Source organism: Vibrio amylolyticus, from assembly GCF_023145695.1.
In the GTDB taxonomy this organism is placed as follows: Bacteria; Pseudomonadota; Gammaproteobacteria; order Enterobacterales; family Vibrionaceae; genus Vibrio; species Vibrio amylolyticus.
The window spans coordinates 145,854-165,772 of record NZ_JAJHVV010000004.1; the positions used below are offsets into that span (position 1 = coordinate 145,854).

The 19,919-nt window shown below is 44.1% G+C and carries 16 protein-coding genes and 1 pseudogene; 3 read left to right on the plus strand and 14 right to left on the minus strand.

All coding sequences use genetic code 11. The features are described from left to right. Positions 1–30 precede the first annotated feature (30 nt). From KP803_RS07665 to crp, 3 genes are all read left to right on the plus strand, one after another. Positions 31–243: a YheU family protein gene (locus tag KP803_RS07665; protein ID WP_248008242.1), complete on the plus strand. Its 213-nt coding sequence runs from the start codon at positions 31–33 to the stop codon at positions 241–243. Positions 244–382: 139 nt separating this feature from the next. Beyond that, a complete protein-coding gene (locus KP803_RS07670) occupies positions 383–1,252 on the plus strand; it encodes a phosphoribulokinase (protein WP_248008243.1) in 870 nt (289 codons plus the stop codon). Positions 1,253–1,492: 240 nt separating this feature from the next. After that, positions 1,493–2,125 carry a cAMP-activated global transcriptional regulator CRP gene (gene crp / locus KP803_RS07675; protein ID WP_017036097.1) on the plus strand — a complete coding sequence of 211 codons (633 nt, stop codon included), beginning with the start codon at positions 1,493–1,495 and terminating at the stop codon, positions 2,123–2,125. A 116-nt stretch (positions 2,126–2,241) separates the two neighbouring features. Here crp and KP803_RS07680 read toward each other — a convergent pair whose 3' ends face one another. The 14 genes and pseudogenes from KP803_RS07680 to KP803_RS07745 all read right to left on the minus strand — a co-directional run. Beyond that, the gene (locus KP803_RS07680; protein WP_248008244.1) at positions 2,242–3,036 is read right to left on the minus strand and encodes a DUF1338 domain-containing protein; all 795 of its coding nucleotides are present in this window, start codon (positions 3,034–3,036) and stop codon (positions 2,242–2,244) included. Between the two features lie 39 nt (positions 3,037–3,075). Beyond that, the gene (astD, locus tag KP803_RS07685; RefSeq protein WP_248008245.1) at positions 3,076–4,533 is read right to left on the minus strand and encodes a succinylglutamate-semialdehyde dehydrogenase; all 1,458 of its coding nucleotides are present in this window, start codon (positions 4,531–4,533) and stop codon (positions 3,076–3,078) included. Positions 4,534–4,582: 49 nt separating this feature from the next. Continuing rightward, complete coding sequence (astA, locus tag KP803_RS07690) at positions 4,583–5,602, minus strand: arginine N-succinyltransferase (RefSeq protein ID WP_248008246.1); 1,020 nt, start codon at positions 5,600–5,602, stop codon at positions 4,583–4,585. Between the two features lie 151 nt (positions 5,603–5,753). Then, positions 5,754–6,980: an aspartate aminotransferase family protein gene (locus KP803_RS07695; RefSeq protein WP_248008460.1), complete on the minus strand. Its 1,227-nt coding sequence runs from the start codon at positions 6,978–6,980 to the stop codon at positions 5,754–5,756. Positions 6,981–7,348: 368 nt separating this feature from the next. Beyond that, positions 7,349–7,936, minus strand: coding sequence for an aminodeoxychorismate/anthranilate synthase component II (locus KP803_RS07700; protein WP_248008461.1), 588 nt, complete (start codon positions 7,934–7,936; stop codon positions 7,349–7,351). Between the two features lie 153 nt (positions 7,937–8,089). Further along, on the minus strand, positions 8,090–10,690 hold the full coding sequence (locus tag KP803_RS07705) for an ExeM/NucH family extracellular endonuclease (RefSeq protein ID WP_248008247.1): 2,601 nt from the start codon (positions 10,688–10,690) through the stop codon (positions 8,090–8,092). A 348-nt stretch (positions 10,691–11,038) separates the two neighbouring features. Then, positions 11,039–12,058 (minus strand): tryptophan--tRNA ligase, encoded by a 1,020-nt coding sequence (gene trpS / locus KP803_RS07710; RefSeq protein WP_248008248.1) that lies wholly within the window; start codon positions 12,056–12,058, stop codon positions 11,039–11,041. Positions 12,059–12,205: 147 nt separating this feature from the next. Then, positions 12,206–12,892, minus strand: a complete 687-nt coding sequence (locus KP803_RS07715; RefSeq protein WP_248008249.1) for a phosphoglycolate phosphatase — start codon at positions 12,890–12,892, stop codon at positions 12,206–12,208. A gap of 81 nt (positions 12,893–12,973) precedes the next feature. Then, on the minus strand, positions 12,974–13,651 hold the full coding sequence (gene rpe / locus KP803_RS07720; protein WP_248008250.1) for a ribulose-phosphate 3-epimerase: 678 nt from the start codon (positions 13,649–13,651) through the stop codon (positions 12,974–12,976). Positions 13,652–13,895: 244 nt separating this feature from the next. Next, positions 13,896–14,741, minus strand: a complete 846-nt coding sequence (locus KP803_RS07725; protein ID WP_248008251.1) for a Dam family site-specific DNA-(adenine-N6)-methyltransferase — start codon at positions 14,739–14,741, stop codon at positions 13,896–13,898. A gap of 69 nt (positions 14,742–14,810) precedes the next feature. Next, on the minus strand, positions 14,811–16,316 hold the full coding sequence (locus tag KP803_RS07730; protein WP_248008252.1) for an AAA family ATPase: 1,506 nt from the start codon (positions 16,314–16,316) through the stop codon (positions 14,811–14,813). 39 nt (positions 16,317–16,355) lie between these two features. Further along, positions 16,356–17,462, minus strand: a complete 1,107-nt coding sequence (aroB, locus tag KP803_RS07735) for a 3-dehydroquinate synthase (protein WP_248008253.1) — start codon at positions 17,460–17,462, stop codon at positions 16,356–16,358. 25 nt (positions 17,463–17,487) lie between these two features. Beyond that, positions 17,488–18,006: a shikimate kinase AroK gene (gene aroK, locus KP803_RS07740; protein ID WP_248008254.1), complete on the minus strand. Its 519-nt coding sequence runs from the start codon at positions 18,004–18,006 to the stop codon at positions 17,488–17,490. Positions 18,007–18,194: 188 nt separating this feature from the next. After that, positions 18,195–19,823 (minus strand): annotated as a pseudogene (locus KP803_RS07745) (type IV pilus secretin PilQ); the annotation flags it as partial. Between the last annotated feature and the right edge of the window lie 96 nt (positions 19,824–19,919).

Sequence of the window (19,919 nt, forward strand, 5' to 3'; positions counted from 1 at the left end):
TAAAAACAAACCCAAACAATTAAGAGCACTATGATTATTCCTTGGCAACAGATAGAAAACGATACATTAGAAAACCTGATCAAAGAGTACGTCCTCCGAGAAGGGACCGATTACGGTGAAATAGAGTGTTCATTACAAGACAAAGTCGACCAGGTAAAAGCTCTGTTAAAAACTGGAGAAGCGACGGTTGTATTCTCAGAGTTACATGAAACAGTAGACATAAAGCTGCGTAATTCGCTATAGCCATCTCGCTTTTACCCACACCCTCTTGCTCAACATAGACCTTTCTATTGGGCATGTTATAGTAAAAAACAGGCTCATTATTTCACGTTGTGGACAGTGAGCACCCAACGAGTAAGTTACATCTACGACAAGGTTTGTCATGTCAGCAAAACATCCAATTATCGCAGTAACCGGTTCTTCTGGTGCAGGAACGACGACCACCTCAGAAGCGTTTCGCAAAATGTTCAATATGATGAACGTGAAGCCTGCTTGGGTTGAAGGGGATAGCTTCCACCGCTTTACCAGGCCAGAAATGGATGTAGAGATCCGTAAATCAAGAGAGCAAGGCAAGCATATTAGCTACTTTGGTCCGCAAGCCAATGACTTCCCTACCTTGGAAGAGTTCTTTAAAACCTATGGTAACGAAGGTACTGGGCAAGTTCGTCGCTACCTTCATACCTTTGATGAAGCAGTGCCCTACAATCAAATGCCGGGTACCTTCACCCCTTGGCAAGATTTGCCTGAAAATTCTGACGTACTCTTCTATGAAGGTTTACACGGTGGTGTCGTCGATGGTGATGTCAATGTGGCTCAACATGTCGACCTTCTAATCGGAATGGTACCGATTGTTAACTTAGAGTGGATACAAAAGTTCGTTCGAGATACTCGCGATCGCGGTCACTCAAGAGAGGCCGTCATGGATTCGATTGTTCGCTCCATGGACGACTACTTGAACTACATCACACCACAGTTTTCACGCACTCATATTAACTTTCAACGCGTCCCTACAGTTGATACCTCTAATCCATTAAATGCCAAAGGTATTCCAAGCTTAGATGAGAGCTTCGTTGTAATACGTTTGCGTGGGATTAAGAATGTCGACTTCCCATATCTTCTAGCGATGATCGATGGATCTTTTATGTCACGACATAATACTCTGGTCGTCCCGGGAGGGAAGATGAGCTTCGCTATGGAACTCATTGCAAGACCAATTTTACAGCAGCTCATTGAGACAGGGAAAATTGGGTAAACTCTCACCTATAGAGCCGATTACTTTTCATACCGTGATCATGTGCACGTTTTTGCGTAAAATAACCGTACTTTGAAACGATTAAAATCAAGAAATCCTGTGTAAAAAAGGATACTATTCTAACCGAAATACAAGATAGCTTGCAGCACAGACTATGTGCTGATATCCAAAGCGAGCCTACTATAGCTCCGCTGAATACATGGAAAGCTACCAGTACACCTTCAGAGGAAGTGAGATATTATGGTTTTAGGTAAACCTCAAACAGATCCAACACTAGAGTGGTTTCTTTCACACTGTCATATTCATAAGTACCCTTCAAAAAGCACGCTAATTCACGCGGGCGAAAAAGCTGAAACGTTGTACTACATCGTTAAAGGCTCTGTTGCGGTACTAATCAAGGATGAAGAAGGTAAGGAGATGATTCTTTCTTACCTAAATCAAGGTGACTTTATTGGTGAACTTGGCTTATTTGAAGAAGATCAAGAGCGTACAGCATGGGTTCGTGCTAAGTCTCCTTGTGAAGTTGCAGAGATCTCTTTCAAAAAATTCCGCCAACTTATCCAAGTTAATCCAGATATCCTAATGCGTCTTTCGTCACAAATGGCTAACCGCCTTCAAGTGACAAGCCAAAAAGTAGGTGATCTCGCATTCCTTGACGTTACAGGCCGTATTGCACAGACGCTACTTAACCTAGCGAAACAACCTGATGCAATGACTCACCCAGATGGCATGCAGATTAAGATCACTCGTCAAGAGATTGGTCAAATCGTTGGCTGTTCTCGTGAGACCGTTGGTCGTATCCTGAAAATGCTAGAAGAGCAAAACCTGATTTCTGCACACGGTAAAACTATCGTTGTATACGGAACTCGCTAATTTCTAATTGATTAGAAATTGAGAAAAATACAAAGCCACCAACTGCAAAGTTGGTGGCTTTTTCGTTCTTATTGCATTTCGTTCTGATTTCTTTCCGTTTTAACTGCTAGAGAAGCTTACTCGTTATTAGTACTCTCAAATATCTTGTCAGCTGACGCGGCAACAAAACCACTATAGAGTTCGCCATTGCTCATTGGATAACGTTTAGCAAATTCATAAAAACCACCAGGAATCATTTCAACGCCTTCAGTAAACCTGACAGCCACTTTATCGGCCATGGTTGAGGACTGCTCAAGGAGCACGTCAGGAGAACCTTTCACCTCACCACCCGCTTCATTAATACTAAAGCCAGATGTACGCAGATAATCATTAACCTGTTGCACTTCTTCAAACTCATTAAGTTGATTCACACTGACCGTAAAGTGATTCGCGCCGTACCCATGCGCAGCAAGCCACGAGGCGTATTCACTCTCTTTAGCAAGTATTTGGAAATCAGCGTAACTTACATCCCATAATCGCCCGCCAGATAAGAACTCATGACCTTTTAGCTTGCTATGATCCAATGGCTCTACAAGCTTGGTAATAATCTGTTGTAGCTCAGTCGAACACTCATCCACCTTCAACTCACTGATAAACACCTTAGGTTGCTTAGGGTCTGGATGTTCATAGTGCTTCGCGACCAATTTTTTGCTTTCAAACTCATAATCACCACAGGCAACATACCCTGCCTCTAAGAAAGGTTGCGCTATTGTGGCAATGCCTAATGGTGCGCAATTAAAGGTCCTCAGTGCGATATGATCATTGATCAGCGCCTCATCTTCACGTAGCAGGCGATGAACCTTGTCCGCTGATGGGCACAAGCGCTTAATGTAATCATTCCACAAAGCGTCAAATAGTGTATCTGGTGTCATAACGAGTCCTTGTTTCTGTTGGTAGTAAGCGAATAACCGTTACATTTCTATACCAGGGCTGAAAGTGGCAGGGAGCAGTGTTTCATCCCCTTCCATAGAAGCCATTGGGTATGCACAATAATCCGCAGCGTAGTAAGCACTTGGTCTTAAGTTACCTGAAGCACCAGGACCACCAAATGGAGCATCACCGCTTGCCCCCGTCAATTGACGGTTACGATTCACAATGCCCGCGCGAATATGGTCAACAAAGTAGTCCCACTCTGCGTCGTCTGTTGAAACCAAACCTGCTGATAAGCCAAAGCGGGTGTCGTTTGCCATCTCGACAGCTCGTTCAATACCTTGATAGCGAATCACTTGCAGCAGCGGTCCAAAGTATTCTTCATCAGGTAACGCGTCGATAGCGGTTACATCGATGATTCCCGGAGACACAAATGCCGCTTCGCCCGCTTTGGCTTCGATAAGGCTTTCACCACCGAGTTGTTGCAACTCTTTCTGCGCATTTAGAATGACGCTTGCAGCATCCATCGAAATCTGTGGCCCCATAAATGGTGCAGGCTCGGCAAAGGGTTGATCTACCCTAATTTTCTGTGTGGCTTCAACTAAACGAACCAATAGTACATCGCCTTTTTCACCTTGCGGGACATACAGGCGACGAGCACAAGTACAACGTTGTCCTGCACTGATAAACGCTGATTGTATAATCGTATAGACGGTGGCATCCAAATCACCATATTCATTGGATATCACCATAGGGTTGTTGCCACCCATCTCTAACGCGAGCATTTTCCCCGGTTGACCTGCAAACTGACGATGCAATACGTGTCCTGTATTGGCACTTCCTGTAAACAGAACACCATCAATGCCTTTCGCATCGGCGAGTGCAATGCCGGTCTCTTTAGCCCCTTGAACGAGGTTAATCACACCTGCTGGTAGCCCTGCCTTTTGCCACAGCTTCATGGCAAACTCGCCAATCCAAGGCGTTTGTTCTGAAGGTTTAAATACCACCGTGTTTCCCGCAAGTAGCGCTGGAACAATATGACCATTTGGAAGGTGTGCTGGAAAATTATAAGGACCAAAAACGGCCATGACGCCAAGTGGCTTATGGCGCAGCACAATCTGATTTCCAGCCGCCTCACGCCTCGCATCACCTGTACGTTCATGATACGCACGAATAGAGATGGCAATTTTACCCGCCATTGCACCGGCTTCAGTACGTGTTTCCCAAATCGGTTTGCCTGTTTCTTTAGCGATGATTTCAGCAATCTCTTCACTGCTTTCTTTCACTAACTCAGCAAACTTTAGAACCACCTGCTCACGCTCTGTAAAACTGCATTTTTTCCAATCAATCAATGCATTTCGCGCAGCGGTTACGGCCGCTTCTACTTGAGCTGGCGTTGCACTATCACCTTGCCAGATCTTCTCGTTATTGTATGGGCTCGTTGAAGTCATCGCATCGCCTTGTCCTGCGATCCATTCACCACCAATCCAATGAGTCATAATTACATCCTTTTCTTTATTCAGTGCCTGTTAGTAATGAACGATTTCCTTACAGAGAAAGCATACGCACATAGTCATCTTGAGTTACTTGCAATGCCTTCGCGACATCGGGAGCCAAAATAACGCTATCACTGGCTTGGTCATACGCCGCCTTAGTGGCAACGGCGCGGAAATTTTCAAAAGAGGTATTTGAGATGAGATAATCATCGGCACTAGTGTGCTCAGCAATCACAACCTTTGAGCGAAAAGAGTGACGGACCGATTCTATGTTTCTCGCATCACACTCTACCGTTGGACCCGCATCAAAAATATCGACATAATTTCGACAAGTGAACCCTTCTCGCTCTAGAAGTTTAAGTGCCGGAAGCGTGTTCTCATGCACTTGTCCAATAACAGCCTGAGCGTCTTTGCTAAGCAAGTTGATATAAATAGGCAGCTTTGGCATGAGGTCAGCAATAAAGCCTTTCTTACCTATGCCTGTGAGATAATCGGCCATGGTAAAGTCGATAGAGAAAAAGTGCTCTTGCAGCCACTGCCAAAATGGAGAGTTCCCTTCATCATCAGACACGCCACGCATCTCAGCAAATATTGTTTTTGAGAAACGATGGGGATGCTCAGCCAGCATTAGAAAACGACACTTGGACATCAGTCGGCCATTTAAGCCACCACGAAAACTTGGGCGTAAAAATAACGTACAAATCTCGCTACATCCGGTGTAGTTATTACCAAAGGTCAGCAGTTTCACCACATTGTTAACCCCTAATTTTGGAGAAGAGTGAACAACAGTGCTGATGTGATACGAGTAGAAAGGCACATCCCAACCGATAGATGCCTCGACGCCAGTACAACCAGCGACCTCGCCTGTTTCGCTATCGACACCCACCATCAGATAGCCTTCATCACCTGGCTCTGTCACACCGTCTTTGGTAAAGCTGTATTCCGAATGTTGAATTCGATTAGTCAATAATTCTTCATTAACGGGAAGAGAGGTAAAACCATGGCCTGATTCTACGGCGCAAGTGTGTAGCGCATCGTAATCAGACATTGCTATTGGACGAATAACCAGCATCGACATTCCCTCCTGATGCAAGTAAAACATAATTTGTGTAAAGCTATTCACACACAGTGAAAGCTGATGGGGCCAACGAGAAGACTTGGCCCCGAGTGGTATTCAATCGAATACTCTATTTATTATAGAAGTTGCTCAATGGTACAAATTACTAAGCCGTTAAAGAGGCAATAGCTGCATCAAGTTTCGCTAGCCCTTGCTCAATCTCTTGCTCAGTAATCACCAGTGATGGTGTAAAGCGAACAACGTTAACGCCAGCGACCAAGACCATTAAGCCTTGTTGCCCCGCTGCAACTAAGACATCACGAGCGCGACCTTGCCACTGTTCATTCAATACCGCACCTAGCAATAATCCTTTGCCACGAACTTCTGAGAAAATTTGGTACTTGTCATTAATCTTAGCCAATCCTTGACGAAACAGCGCTTCACGCTCTTTAACCCCCGCAAGCGTCTCTGGCTGACTAACAACGTCGACAACGGCTTCCGCTACCGCACACGCTAATGGATTACCGCCATAGGTTGAACCGTGTGTGCCCACTTTCATGTGTTCCGCTAACGTTGACGTAGTTAACATCGCACCAATTGGAAAGCCGCCACCTAAAGATTTGGCTGTACTTAAAATATCAGGGGTTACACCAAGACCTTGATAAGCATAAAACTCACCAGTACGGCCATTGCCCGTTTGAACTTCATCAAAAATCAGTAGCGCGTTGTGCTTATCACATAACTCGCGAACTTTTTTCGCAAACTCATCCGTTGGAGAGATGATACCGCCCTCACCTTGAAGAGGTTCCATCATGATGGCGCAGGTACGGTCAGATATATGTGCTTCTAGTGCTTCAATATCGTTATATGGAAGATGAGTAACATCACCAGGCTTCGGTCCAAAACCATCAGAATAAGCCGCTTGACCACCAACCGTTACAGTAAAGAACGTACGGCCATGAAAGCCCTGCTGAAAGGCGATGATTTCAGATTTCTCTTCACCATGTACATCCGCAGCCCAACGACGAGCAAGTTTCAACGCAGCTTCGTTTGCTTCCGCGCCAGAGTTGGCAAAAAACACTTTTTCAGCAAAGCTAACTTGAGTCAGTTTTTTCGCTAGGCGCAGTGCAGGTTCGTTGGTCATAACATTACTTAGATGCCAGATCTTATTTCCTTGCTCAGTTAATGCGTTAACCATCGCAGGGTGACAGTGACCCAAACAACTCACGGCAATACCGCCAGCGAAGTCAATATACTCTTGACCATTTTGATCCCAAACGCGTGCACCTTCCCCTTTTACTGGAATCATTTCCATCGGGTTATAACAAGGCACCATCACCTCATTAAATAGTCCACGTTCTACTTTCTCTACACCCAAATTTTCCGTTGTCATCGCACATTCCCTCTTAACACGACCTGCAAACAGCTCAGCGTTTTGACCTTCATCAACTGAAGGCATATATTATTTCGCATTTATACCGCTGCAGCATTGTATTTACATTTAATTAACCATTTCAATAGTGATTTATTCTTTTCATAGACAAGTGCACCTACCAATACTCACTTCACATGACTATTTATGCATCAAGTAAGTTCTTTTATGAAGCTTTTTTTTTGCTCACAACGAAAGAGCCTATGGGAGCATAGGCTTATCAAGGCAGTAAGAGAGAAAAGAGTATCTGTTGCGAATAGTTTTTCATTCGCCGATCTGTACGAATAAGATGAAAGAAATGTTAAGAAAGGTGATCGCGGTCAGGTCAGTTAAATAGGGCTTCGAGCTAGAAAATTAGCAAGCAGTTGGTGGCCTTGCTCTGTTTTGATCGATTCAGGGTGAAATTGAACCGCATCAATCGGTAACGTTTTATGCTGATAACCCATAATTTCATCTATTGAGCCATCATCAAACTGTGTCCAAGCCGTCAATTCAAAGCATTCTGGAAGCGTACCATTTTGAACAACCAAAGAGTGATAACGGGTCACTGTTAACGGATTATTTAACTCGGTGAATACGCTTTGATTGGTATGGATGATCGGCGAGGTTTTACCATGCATCACTTGCCTTGCACGAACGACTTTCGCACCAAAGACTTGAGCAATCGCTTGATGACCAAGACAGACGCCCATAATTGGCAGTTTTCCAGCAAAGTATTCAATGGCCGCGAGAGAGATTCCCGCCTCATTAGGCGTACATGGCCCCGGGGAAATAACAAGATGTGTTGGCTTAAGCGCTTCTATTCCAGCAATATCGATTGCATCATTACGCACAACCTTAACCTCTACACCCAGTTCGCAAAAGTACTGGTATAGGTTATAGGTAAATGAATCGTAATTATCGATAATCAATAGCATGGTAACAATACAGCTCAAAAACATTGAAACACTTCAGAGGGCGGTATTGTGCAATACCACGAATGAAAGGCAAGTATTAACTCTGCAAAAGAGAAAAATAAGACCAGCTAGAGCTGGTCTTATAGATTTACACTGAGGTTGTTAACTTGAAGTTTACTGGCGACGACGCCACATCATCAGGCCAAACAGAGACATCAATGCACCTACGCCAAATGAGCCACCCATTTTCAGCTCTAGAATGGCAGGATCATGATCCGAAGAGCGGAAGTGATCCTTGTATTGAGGGAAGTCACCTTTGTACTCTTGGTTATAATCAAACAGCGTCGATTCTCCACCATTGATGTGCCAGTCTGTCGCATCAATGACTTTGTCTACTAAGCTCTCACTGATAAGAAGATGATCCAACGCACCCACTTCATCATTGTATGAGTAGCTCCAGCTCTTCGGATTCAGCATCGCAACCGCATTGATGTAACCATAGTTGTGGCTAATCACTGCGCCATCATCACCGAATTGTGGTTCGCCTGCGATAAAAGTATTACGTGCCGCTTTAATCTCTTTACCGTATTTCTCTTTGCTGTAGTCAGTCAAAATCAACATAGGGTCTTCCATGCCATAAGAGTTCATGTCCCCTAGAATGATTTTATGCCCTTTGATCTCCTCTAGTGCATCTCCTAAAGCCACAGCAGCCGCAACGCGGAAGTTCTCACAAGAACCTTGTTTATCAACATCAACGCCACCTTGGCCGCCTTCTTGAACGGGTGCTGCATCTTCCCAGCACTTAGAGCCTTTCGATTTGAGGTGATTGACTGCAACGGTAATCTTCTCTTTAGTGCCTTTCACTTTGAACGTTGGCGCTAAAGAGTCTCGTTGGTAGTTTTTACCACTTTCAATCACCTTACCTGAATCATCGATAACCTCTGGAGCCAGTTGGCTTGGCATCGCTATCACACGGCTTTTCTTAAGCTTCACCGCTTTACTTCGGTAAATCACACCGGTGGTGATGACATCGGTACCAATCGAATCAAGGTGGTTGGTTTCGCCATCCTGATTTGAATCTACCGCAACGAAAGAGTACTGATCTCTCTTCTTAGGAATACGTAGGTTTATTTGATCAACAAGCTGAGTAATAGCCCCGCTTTCACCAAAACCATTATTCTCAATTTCCATCAAGCCAACGATATCAGCATCAAGCAACAAGATGGCGTTTACAATTTTCTCTTGTTGAACTTCAAACTCTTCATAGCTGTCCGCACCACGGTTACCACCATGTAGGTTTGAATCACCACCAAATGGTGAATTAAAGTAGTTGAGTACATTAAACGTTGCGATACGAAGATCACCACGATTCATTTCTGGACGTTCAGAGCGAGGGGTATTACGAACAAAGTGAGTACTGTTTAGCTGATTAGTCGCGATCAATCGGTACTCGTTATAGCTATAGCTCAACACACCTTCTAAACCCACAATCGTGTCATCAACTCGAATGAAATCTTCCGTTGAACCATTTTGGTCCGCATCTGTACGTCCAAAGTCAGGATAATAAGGCACCTCTCCTTTAGGTGCGTTTTGATCCGTTTCAACAAACAGACGGGCTAGCTCATTTTTCTCGGTTTGCTCTATCGCTTCTTCTGAGCCTGCTGCAAACAGCTGGTTAGGCTGCATGTTAATTTCGCCTTGCGCTAGCACCATATTGTTACGACGGCTCGCGTAATCATAACCAAATGTCCGGGTGACACGCATATCAAGATCTTCAGTCGTTCTCACCAGCATGCCTTCATAGCGCTCTAGTGTTTGCTCGAAGTTTGCATCGCTATCCAGTATTTCAATATCAACCGCTTCTGGGGCTTCTTGCTCACCCGTTTTCACCCAGTTGTTGTTTTCAGCTTTTAGCTGAGTCAGGCTGTAATACTCTTGAACCTTGCCCTTCACACAGACAACATCCCCAGCAACTAAATCTGATTGAGCCATATTGGTATGAATAAATAGGCCTTCAGATGTGCTTGGATTATAGTCACCCTCTAAAGCTTGAAGATAAAAACCTTTGGTTAGCCCTGTTGTCACGGCTGAAACAACACCTTCAACAAAGTACTCTTCATCGGTGATATACGGGTAGCCATCGATAAATGGTGAAGTGTCACCTTCGCCTTGAATCTCTTGTATTGAGGTAAAGACAGGAGTTGAACCATCTTGGGTACAGGCAAAAGGCTGCGGTGGTTCAATAATATCTAGCAAGCCTAATCCGTCGATATTGTCTTTGGCTAATGCTACCCACTGTGGGGCTTGATAAGTTGTAGAAGGGGTTAAGTCAGCGCGCACTAAGGTGACATCTTCACCCCATTTAACCTTCCCCATGACACCCATCATGTCGTGGACAGTGCCATCAAGGTTAAGCAGTGCGACAGGATCATCACCGTTGAAATTAATAACCGAACCGTTTCTAATATCGCTAACAGCAACGATATCGGCACTAAGTTCGTCACGATTGTGTGAAATAACCAAAACATCATTCGCTTCAATCACCAAGCCAGATAGTGAAAGTGTTGTGTCCCAACTGCCTCCACCATTTGACGACTTTGCTAATTCAAAGTTATCTAGGCTAACGGCTGTATCTCCAGTATTGGCTATCTCAAGTGCTTTGTTGTACGAACTGCCTTCCACATATTGAGAAATGACCACATCTGCTAGCACAGGCGTGGCCAACGTAGAGCTCATTGCGAGAGCAAGCAAGCTACGTGTAAATTTGGTTTCCATTATCCACCTCTAATTACCCTCTCAAAATGTCGAGTTTGCATTCTGGAAGGTGTTCCATATCACGTTAATTGAATTGTCGTTTTTATTTTGCGCGTTCAGTGTTGGACTTTTATGTAAGTTATAAAAACATTCACATGACATATCGAGATCTCGATCTCATTTGCTAATCTAATATCTGAATCAAGCGCATGCTTTCAACAAACCAAGTAAACGGGAAAACAATAATGTGGAGGAAGATGCAGGTAACTGATGGATATATAAATAAAAAAGCCCTTAACTCTCGTTAAGGGCTTGTAGAATTGAGCTTATATAAACAATGAAAATGGCGCTTATATTGAATCAATATCTCTATGGGCGCGTAACAAAACCAACGGCTTCGTACGCTTTCTTCAGTGTCACAGCAGCGCGTTCAGACGCTTTTTCAGCACCCGCTTTCATTACGCTGTCCATGTAAGCGCGATCTTCACGAATACGACGGTATTCCGCTTGAATTGGCTCTAACATTTCAACAATAGCTTGGCCGACATCTTTCTTAAATGGACCATACATTTCAACGCCTTTGTAGTCTGCTTCGATCTCTTCAAACGACTTACCCGTCGCTGCAGAGTACAGACCCATTAGGTTAGAAATACCCGCTTTGTTTTCCCAATCGTTGGCAATACGTGGCGGAGTTTCTGTATCCGTTTGCGCTTTATTAATCTTTTTAAGGATTGATTTTGGCTCTTCAAGCAAGGTAATAACGTTCTTACGGTTATCATCTGATTTGGACATCTTCTTCGTCGCATCTTGCAAGCTCATTACGCGAGCATTCACCGTTGGGATATACGGCTCTGGAATCTGGAAGAGTGGCTGCTCTGGCGTGCTGTAAAGATTGTTAAAGCGAGTCGCGATGTCACGAGCAAGCTCTAGGTGTTGCTTTTGGTCGTTACCGACAGGCACTTGGTGAGCACCATAAAGCAAAATATCAGCCGCCATCAGGACTGGGTAGCCAAATAAACCCGCGTTTACGTCATTCGCGTAACGGGCAGACTTATCTTTAAACTGAGTCATGCGGCTCAGCTCACCCATTTGGGTATAACAGTTAAGAAGCCAACCAAGTTGAGCATGCTCTGGTACGTGTGACTGAACAAATAGCGTGCTCTTCTTTGGGTCAACACCAACAGCAAGACAGATTGCTAATGCGTCTAGAGTCGCTTCATGTAACGCTTTTGGATCTTGACGAACCGTAATCGCGTGAAGGTCTACAACACAGTACTGGCAATCGTAGTCATCTTGCATCTGTTGCCATTGACGTAGAGCACCCAAATAATTACCGATACTAAGTTCACCTGACGGTTGAACGCCACTCAATACAATGGGTTTGCTCATGCTTATGATTCCTTTGACTTCTTATATAATTCGATTAAAAAAACCGTATCAAATTCATCAATACGGTTTTAGCAGTGTACTCATTGGCAAGTATATTACCAGAGGCATTCTGCAAGTTTTCTAAGCTTTGTTCTGAAACCAAGAGCTTTACGCTGAAACTAAGACAACTTCTAGTAATTGTGAAATATCATCAGCGACGTAGTCTGGGTTAGAAACTGAAATTGGCTCACCATGGTTATAGCCATAAGTCAGACCAAACGAGTGGCAATTCGCATTCTTCGCCGCTTTAATATCATTGCTCGAATCACCGACCATCAACATTTCATCGGCCTTAAGCTCGTGCTTTTCCAGCAACCAGTTAAGCGCCATTGGATTTGGCTTTTTCTCTGGGAAAGAGTCACCACCAATCACATCAACAAAGTACTTAGCAATATCATGTTGCGCCAAGACGTCAGGAACGAATTTAGACGGTTTATTGGTCACCAATGCCATGGTAAAGCCCGCTTTGTCTAATTCAGCTAATGTCTCTTTGACAGACGGGTATAAATGACTGAGTTTGTGGCCACCTTGCTCATAAAAGTCATCAAACAAGATACGAGCTTTACTGCGAGTTTCTTCACTCAGTTCAGGATCGACCGTCAAGTTTTGGCTAAGCGCTCGACCAATCAAAATATCAGCACCATTACCGACATAATCACGAACTTGCTCTTCGGTTACCGATGGAAAACCGAGTTCTTGAACCGCTTGATCAGCGGCGACAGCTAAGTCAGGCACACTATCAAGTAATGTTCCGTCTAAATCAAAAGCGATCAGTTTAATTGAGCTTAACGACATCTTTCTTCCTACTCTAATACTTATAAAAAAAGGGGCATCGTGGCCCCTTAATATCAAATTTATCTTATTATGCTTGAGCATTTACTTCTTATTAACTTGAGCAAGCTCAGCACGCATCTCATCAATCACTTCTTTGTAATTTGGCTGATTAAAAATTGCCGAACCTGCGACAAACATATCCGCACCCGCTTCGGCGATTTCACGAATATTATCAACCTTAACACCACCATCGATTTCCAAACGGATATCGCGACCGGATTCATCAATCATCTTGCGAACGGCACGCAATTTATCAAGCGTATTCGGAATGAAAGATTGCCCACCAAAGCCAGGGTTTACTGACATCAGCAAAATCATATCCACTTTATCCATGATGTAATCTAGGCAAGACAGAGGCGTTGCAGGATTTAACACTACGCCCGCTTTACAGCCGTGTTCTTTAATTAGCTGAAGTGTACGATCAATATGCTCTGACGCTTCGACGTGGAACGTAATCATTGAGGCGCCTGCTTTGGCAAACTCAGGAACAATGCTATCCACTGGTTTCACCATGAGGTGTACATCGATAGGTGCAGTAATGCCGTAATCACGGAGTGCTTTACAAATTGGCGCGCCAAACGTTAGGTTCGGTACATAGTGGTTATCCATGACATCAAAGTGCACAACATCGGCACCGTCCGCGAGTACTCTCTCAACATCTTCGCCTAGGCGAGCAAAATCTGCAGATAAAATGGATGGAGCGATAAGAAAGTCTTTCATACCTAGCCTCTGTGCTATGTCTGTAATGGATTCAGCTTTAATGGGTCAGTGCATAAAAGCTCGATGCTTAAATGGATAAGCAGCTAACGGGTGCATATTGAACCGAGAAAAACTATTTAGATAAAATTGGCGTTGAACAAGTTTCGCGCGCAATTCTACCTAAGCAAGCAGTGAGATCCTAGTGTTTAGCCGAAACTTGAGAGAATAAACTTGAGGCTGAGTGCAGAGAAGTTAGTTAAGGGCGTTATGCGGAATTGTCGGCAATATGATTCTGTTTGTCGTAAAACAGTGCCAGTAGTTCATCCACTTTATTTCGCCCAGCACCATTACGGCTAATCGTACGCTTTACTTTAACCACGTTTAGCTCTGCACCATGATACAGACGACGAGTCAGTGTTGTATCGTGGTTGGAAATAAGCACGGGGATTCCACGTTCATAGGCCGCTTTTTCTGCAACATCGGCTAATGCCGCTTGATCATCCAATGAAAAACCATTGCCTGCGTAAGAGGTAAAGTTAGCCGTTGTCGACAGTGGCGCATAAGGAGGATCGCAATAAACAACACTCCCCTTGCGAGCACGCTTGAACGTATCCACGTAGCCTTCACAGATGAAGGTCGCTTTCTTCGCTTTTTGTGCAAAGAATTCCATTTCCGCTTCAGGGAAGTACGGTTTTTTATAAGAACCGAAAGGGACGTTAAAGCCACCCTTCTTGTTATAACGACACAGTCCGTTAAAACCAAAACGGTTCATATAGAGAAAGGCCAAAGAGCGGTACATCACATCATCAGTGGCATTGAACTGAGCGCGTACATCTAAATAGACTTCTTTTTGATTATGATGGGGGGTAAACCAACGTTTAGCTTCAGAAATATAAAGCTCAGGCTGCTCTTTAAGTAAGTTATAAAGATTGATTAGATCAGGATTAATATCGGCAAGCAGATACTGCTCAAAGTCCGTATTAAGAAATACAGAGCCCGCACCAACGAAGGGTTCAATTAATTTTCGAGCAGGTGGCAGGTGATGTTGGATATCTTCAACTAGGCCATATTTACCACCAGCCCATTTTAGAAAGGCACGCTGCTTTTTCATCTACTGCTCTGTCTATCCACCACAAAATAAGGGTGCGGAATGTAACACATTTTCGCGCTAACCTCAGTGTTATTTTGCACGTTCAATTTCGCGATGCACTTGGCTCATTGATTTTGCCCATGGGCTAAGCTCTTGAAGCTCTTTTGGTAACGTTTCTACCGCATCACGAGCAATTTGTATGGTCGGGTAGTTTTCATAAGTCACGATGTACCATTCGACTTCATTTCGAACGGTAGGGTAGATACGTACACTGTTTTGAAGTGAGTACTGTTCAATAAACATTTGAACTTCGCTCAAAGAGTTCATTGCCGCTAACTGAAGTGTGTAACTTCGAGGGGAGAACCCAAGTAGCGCCTCTCTCGAGAAAGAGAACGTAATGGTCTTTTCTGTTGGCGGCTGCTCTTCTGCGCTTTCTACTTCAACAGCCTCTCCACGATCTACATCAACCTTCGTCTCGCTAGATTGCTGTTTAGCATCGGCAATAGCGTTATCAATATTGCTTGTATCCACGGGTTTATCATCAAGTAAAGCGTCAACCACATCCGAGGTAATGACCACACGCTGCTGATTATCGTCGGCAGAGCCAACGCTAACGGTTTGATCAACCACATCATCAGGCAAAGATAGACTGTCATCGTCTGCGCCTTGATAACTAGGGTCAATGACATCAGCCTCTTGCTCTTGAGCCACTTGGCTATCAGTTGTATCGACAGAGGAAGAGACACTAGGCAATGTCGGGATCACTGTTTGTTCAAGATTCTCAGTAATCTGCTGTGCTTTTTCGTCGGGTGAAGGTTGCCCCATCATCCAGTAGTACCCACCACCAATAGCAAGTAACAGTAGAATGATTATCGCTGCTATTTTTGCAGGTGAACCAACAATTGAACGGATGATGATGCGTTTTTCCACTTTATGATCCCCTAATGCCATGATTTCACCGGGTAACGGTAATGTCTTTTTATACACCTGACGAACTCGCCTCTCGAGATCGTTATCAACATAACGGATCACCAGAAACTCAAAAAAGCGGTCAGCTTCTTCTTCACTAAGCATATCGACTTCAAGCTCAATTGGCTTATGCTCTTGACCATAGCTTAGGCGAGTCAGCAGACCTTCAATACTGTTAGACTTTGCAAAAAGGACGACATTGATACTCCAGTGTGGGTCACTTTGTGCTTCAAGCACTAGCATCCAGAGCTCTGAAATAAAAGATTCAGTCAATAGGTGAGCATCGTCAACCACGATCACTAGATCACAAGGCTCACCATCTAAGATCAATTTAAGGCTATCAATGAGTGAATCTTGCGGACTAAAGAGAGGGTTAGAAATGACTTGATTTAAAATGGTAGAACGTCGCTGAGTGTCATCTTGATTTGGGTGACACATCAATAATGACTGGTTTTTATCTTGAGCCCAAGCTTCCAAATAACGCTGTGCCAACCATGATTTTCCAGCACCAATCTCGCCACCAACCGTGACAAGGTTAGAACCAAAATTGGTTAACAGTTGTAAGCGCTCAAGCAACTCGGTCTGAGACTCTAACTCCAACACACGGGATTCATGCGTCAAACTCATTAGGCCGTCCTACTGACAGTTCACTGTCTAGAAATAAAATTATACGCTACGACAAAAATCGATGGCTTGCTCAAGCACGCTCTCAGGAACACCTTTAACGACTTCAGCTGTACCAATACTGGTTGGCAATACTAAGCGAAGCTCTCCGGCCAATACCTTTTTGTCTCTCATCATGTGCTTCATAAAATCACCAAAAGCCATGCTTTCTGGAGTATGCACAGGTAACTTGGCACTTTTCAGTATAGAAATAATTCGCGTAACTTGCTGCTCAGAGATTAATCCCTGTAGCTGAGCGGTCTTCGCGGCCATTACCGTTCCTGATGAAACTGCTTCCCCATGCAACCAGTTACCATACCCTAGTTCTGCTTCAATGGCATGACCAAATGTATGACCCAAGTTCAATAATGCACGAATACCGGACTCTTTTTCATCCAGTGCAACGACTTCGGCTTTTATTTCACAACAACGAGAGATGGCGTAGTTAAGTGCTTCTTTATCAAGCGCATAGAGTTTATCTAAGTTCTCTTCTAACCAAACAAAGAAAGCGTCATCATAAATAATACCGTACTTAATGACTTCAGCGATGCCTGCCGCAAACTCTCGCTCTGGCAACGTCGATAAACAGTTAGTATCAATGATGACGGATTTAGGCTGATAAAACGCCCCGATCATGTTTTTGCCAAGCGGGTGATTCACGGCAGTTTTACCGCCAACAGAAGAATCCACTTGAGAAAGTAATGTGGTAGGAATTTGGACAAAATCAACGCCGCGCTGATAGCACGAAGCAGAGAATCCTACAAGATCACCGATAACGCCACCACCAAGTGCAACCACTACAACATCACGGCTGTAGCTCCCTTCCAATAGGAAGTTCATCACTTGATTAAACGTATCGAGGCTCTTGTACTGTTCACCATCAGGTAATTCTAATAGTGAAACATCACAACCAAGCTCTTTAAACTGAGTCAAAATTTGATCAGCATAAAGCGGTGCCACAGTCACATTACTGATAACCACGACTTTCTGATAGGCAGAAAATTCTTGATTGAGATAAGAAGAAAAAAGTTGTGCCGAATTATCAAATAATCCGGCACCGATAGAGATTGGGTAGCTTCGCTCGCCCAAACTGACCGTAATCCGTTCCATGGTTTGCTCTCCGATAAAAAACGACTTAACGTTCTTCTAGCATTTTTACGATCTGGTTGGCTACTACTTTTGCACTCTGGTCGTCTGTACGAACGGTATAATCTGCCACTTCTTCGTATAGATTATTGCGCTCATCCGCTAAAGACTCTAATACGTCTCTCGGATTGTCAGTTTGCAGCAGAGGACGCTTCTTGTCGCGATTTGTACGCGCAAGTTGCTTTTCAATTGTTGTTTCTAAGTATACAACAACGCCTCGTGCAGATAGACGGTTACGGTTATCCTTACTATTTACAGAGCCGCCCCCTGTCGCAAGAACAATGCCTTGCTTGTCAGTTAGATCGTTGATGACAGATTCTTCACGCTTACGGAAGCCATCTTCGCCCTCAACATCAAAAACCCATGCGATATCAGCACCTGTGCGTTCTTCAATAACCGTATCAGAGTCTAAAAACTCCATATGCAGTTGTTGTGCAAGGTGTCTACCAATTGTACTTTTGCCGGCGCCCATTGGGCCAACAAGAAAGATATTGCGTTTCTCAGCCATGTTTTTAGGAGTATTTTACATCGTTAATTCAATGACATCGCCACAAGTGACACCCGATATAATCAGGTCATATAATTGCTTGTGGCACCTATTCCTCACAGATGTTTCGTGATAAGACCCGAAATTATCTAGATCTGATGCCACTAATGCAACTTTATTTTTTGTTGATCGCGATTATTTATTTTCTGCTACTGAAGAATCACTTTCGGAGTGACAAAAATTAACAGCTCACTTTTGCCTTTCTGCTCATAGGTTCGACGAAAAAGAGCCCCTAACAAAGGCAGATCGCCAAGCAGTGGCACTTTGTCCACCGAGTTGGTGGTACTGTGCTGATAAATCCCCCCAAGTACGACGGTTTCCCCATTATTCACCAAGACTTGTGTGCCAATTCGTTGAGTATCGATCGCCACGGCTTCACCTGTACCCGTCTTAACCACTTCACCGGGTCTATCTTGCGTGACACTCAAATCGAGCACTAAGCGGTTGTCTGGTGTTATCTGAGGCGTGACCTTTAAACTCAATACCGCTTTTTTAAACGCGACAGTGGTTGCGCCGCTTGAAGAGGACTCTAAATAAGGGATCTCTGTTCCTTGCTCAATGTACGCAGGCTTTTTATTGGTTGTAATTAAACGCGGGCTAGAAATAATTTCTGCTTTGGACTCTCGCTGTAACGCTGACAGTTCCAGATCAAGCAGCATATCCGACCCTAACTTAGCGACCTGGAATGCAATCGAAGAAGCATTCGCCGATGTGGCCCCCAAGTTAACATTGAGGAAGTCATCAATCGGTAATGTATCTTCATCTAGCAGGCCTTTTTGCCACAGATTACTCTCAATGGAACCACCCACGGTATTATCCCCATTAGTATTGGTAAAGCCCCACCTCACCCCCAACTCATCTAGGTTTCCTTCATTGATCGTGACAATTCTCGCTTCAATCTGTACCTGTTTCACCGGTATATCCAATGAAGCAACAATCTCTTCGATGATGTCGATGTTTTCAGGTAACTCACGCAGTAACAGAGAATTGGTTCTTTCATCAATCGTAATTGAGCCACGATCAGACAGCATACTTACGCTGCCATCCCCCCCAATCATTTCTGCAATATCTGACGCTTTGGCAAAGTTAATCTTGATGATCTTGGATGAAAGGTCTCCTAGCTCTTCCGCTAAACGTGATTTTTCTAACTTCTGTTGCTCTTGAAGATCAAGCTCAGCTTTAGGCGCAACCAAAATAACATTGCCTTCCACACGTTTATCAAGCCCCTTGACCTGCAATATAATATCCAGCACCTGCTGCCAAGGAACGCCATCGAGGCGCAGCGTTAGATTGCCAGAGACCGAGTCAGAGACCACAAGGTTAAACTCATTATAATCGGCAATAAGCTGGAGAACGTTTCTTATCGGAATGTCTTGAAAGTTAATAGAGATAAGCTTGCCCTCTTTTTCTAGTAAGCTTGCCTCTTTCGGTGCCTGATCCTCTTTAAGTGCGGTGACAATGATCTCTAAATAGCGCCCCTTAAGGCTGTAGTTGTAATCATACGCACCGACAATAGTCGCCAGTAACAGAGTACTCGGCTCTTTGCGAAACACCTCAACACTCTCAACAGAGGTCGCGAAGTCTTTCACATCAAGCAAATACAGCTGATCATCACCGACATCGGTTTTAAGTAGTTCAATACTTAACCCCTCTTGAACTTTTTTAACATCCACTACCGAAGATTGTGATGCTAGCTCAATAATAATCTGTGCATTTTTCTCGCTATCGAGCCGAAAATCGATACCCTTCAATTGATTACTATCGGCCGCTAACGCACTGCCAGAAATCAATGCCGTAGCGATAACTAGGGCTGTAATAAGGGCAATAAAGTTGCCGCCAAATTGCCGACAGAAAACAATCGTCATTTTTATGGT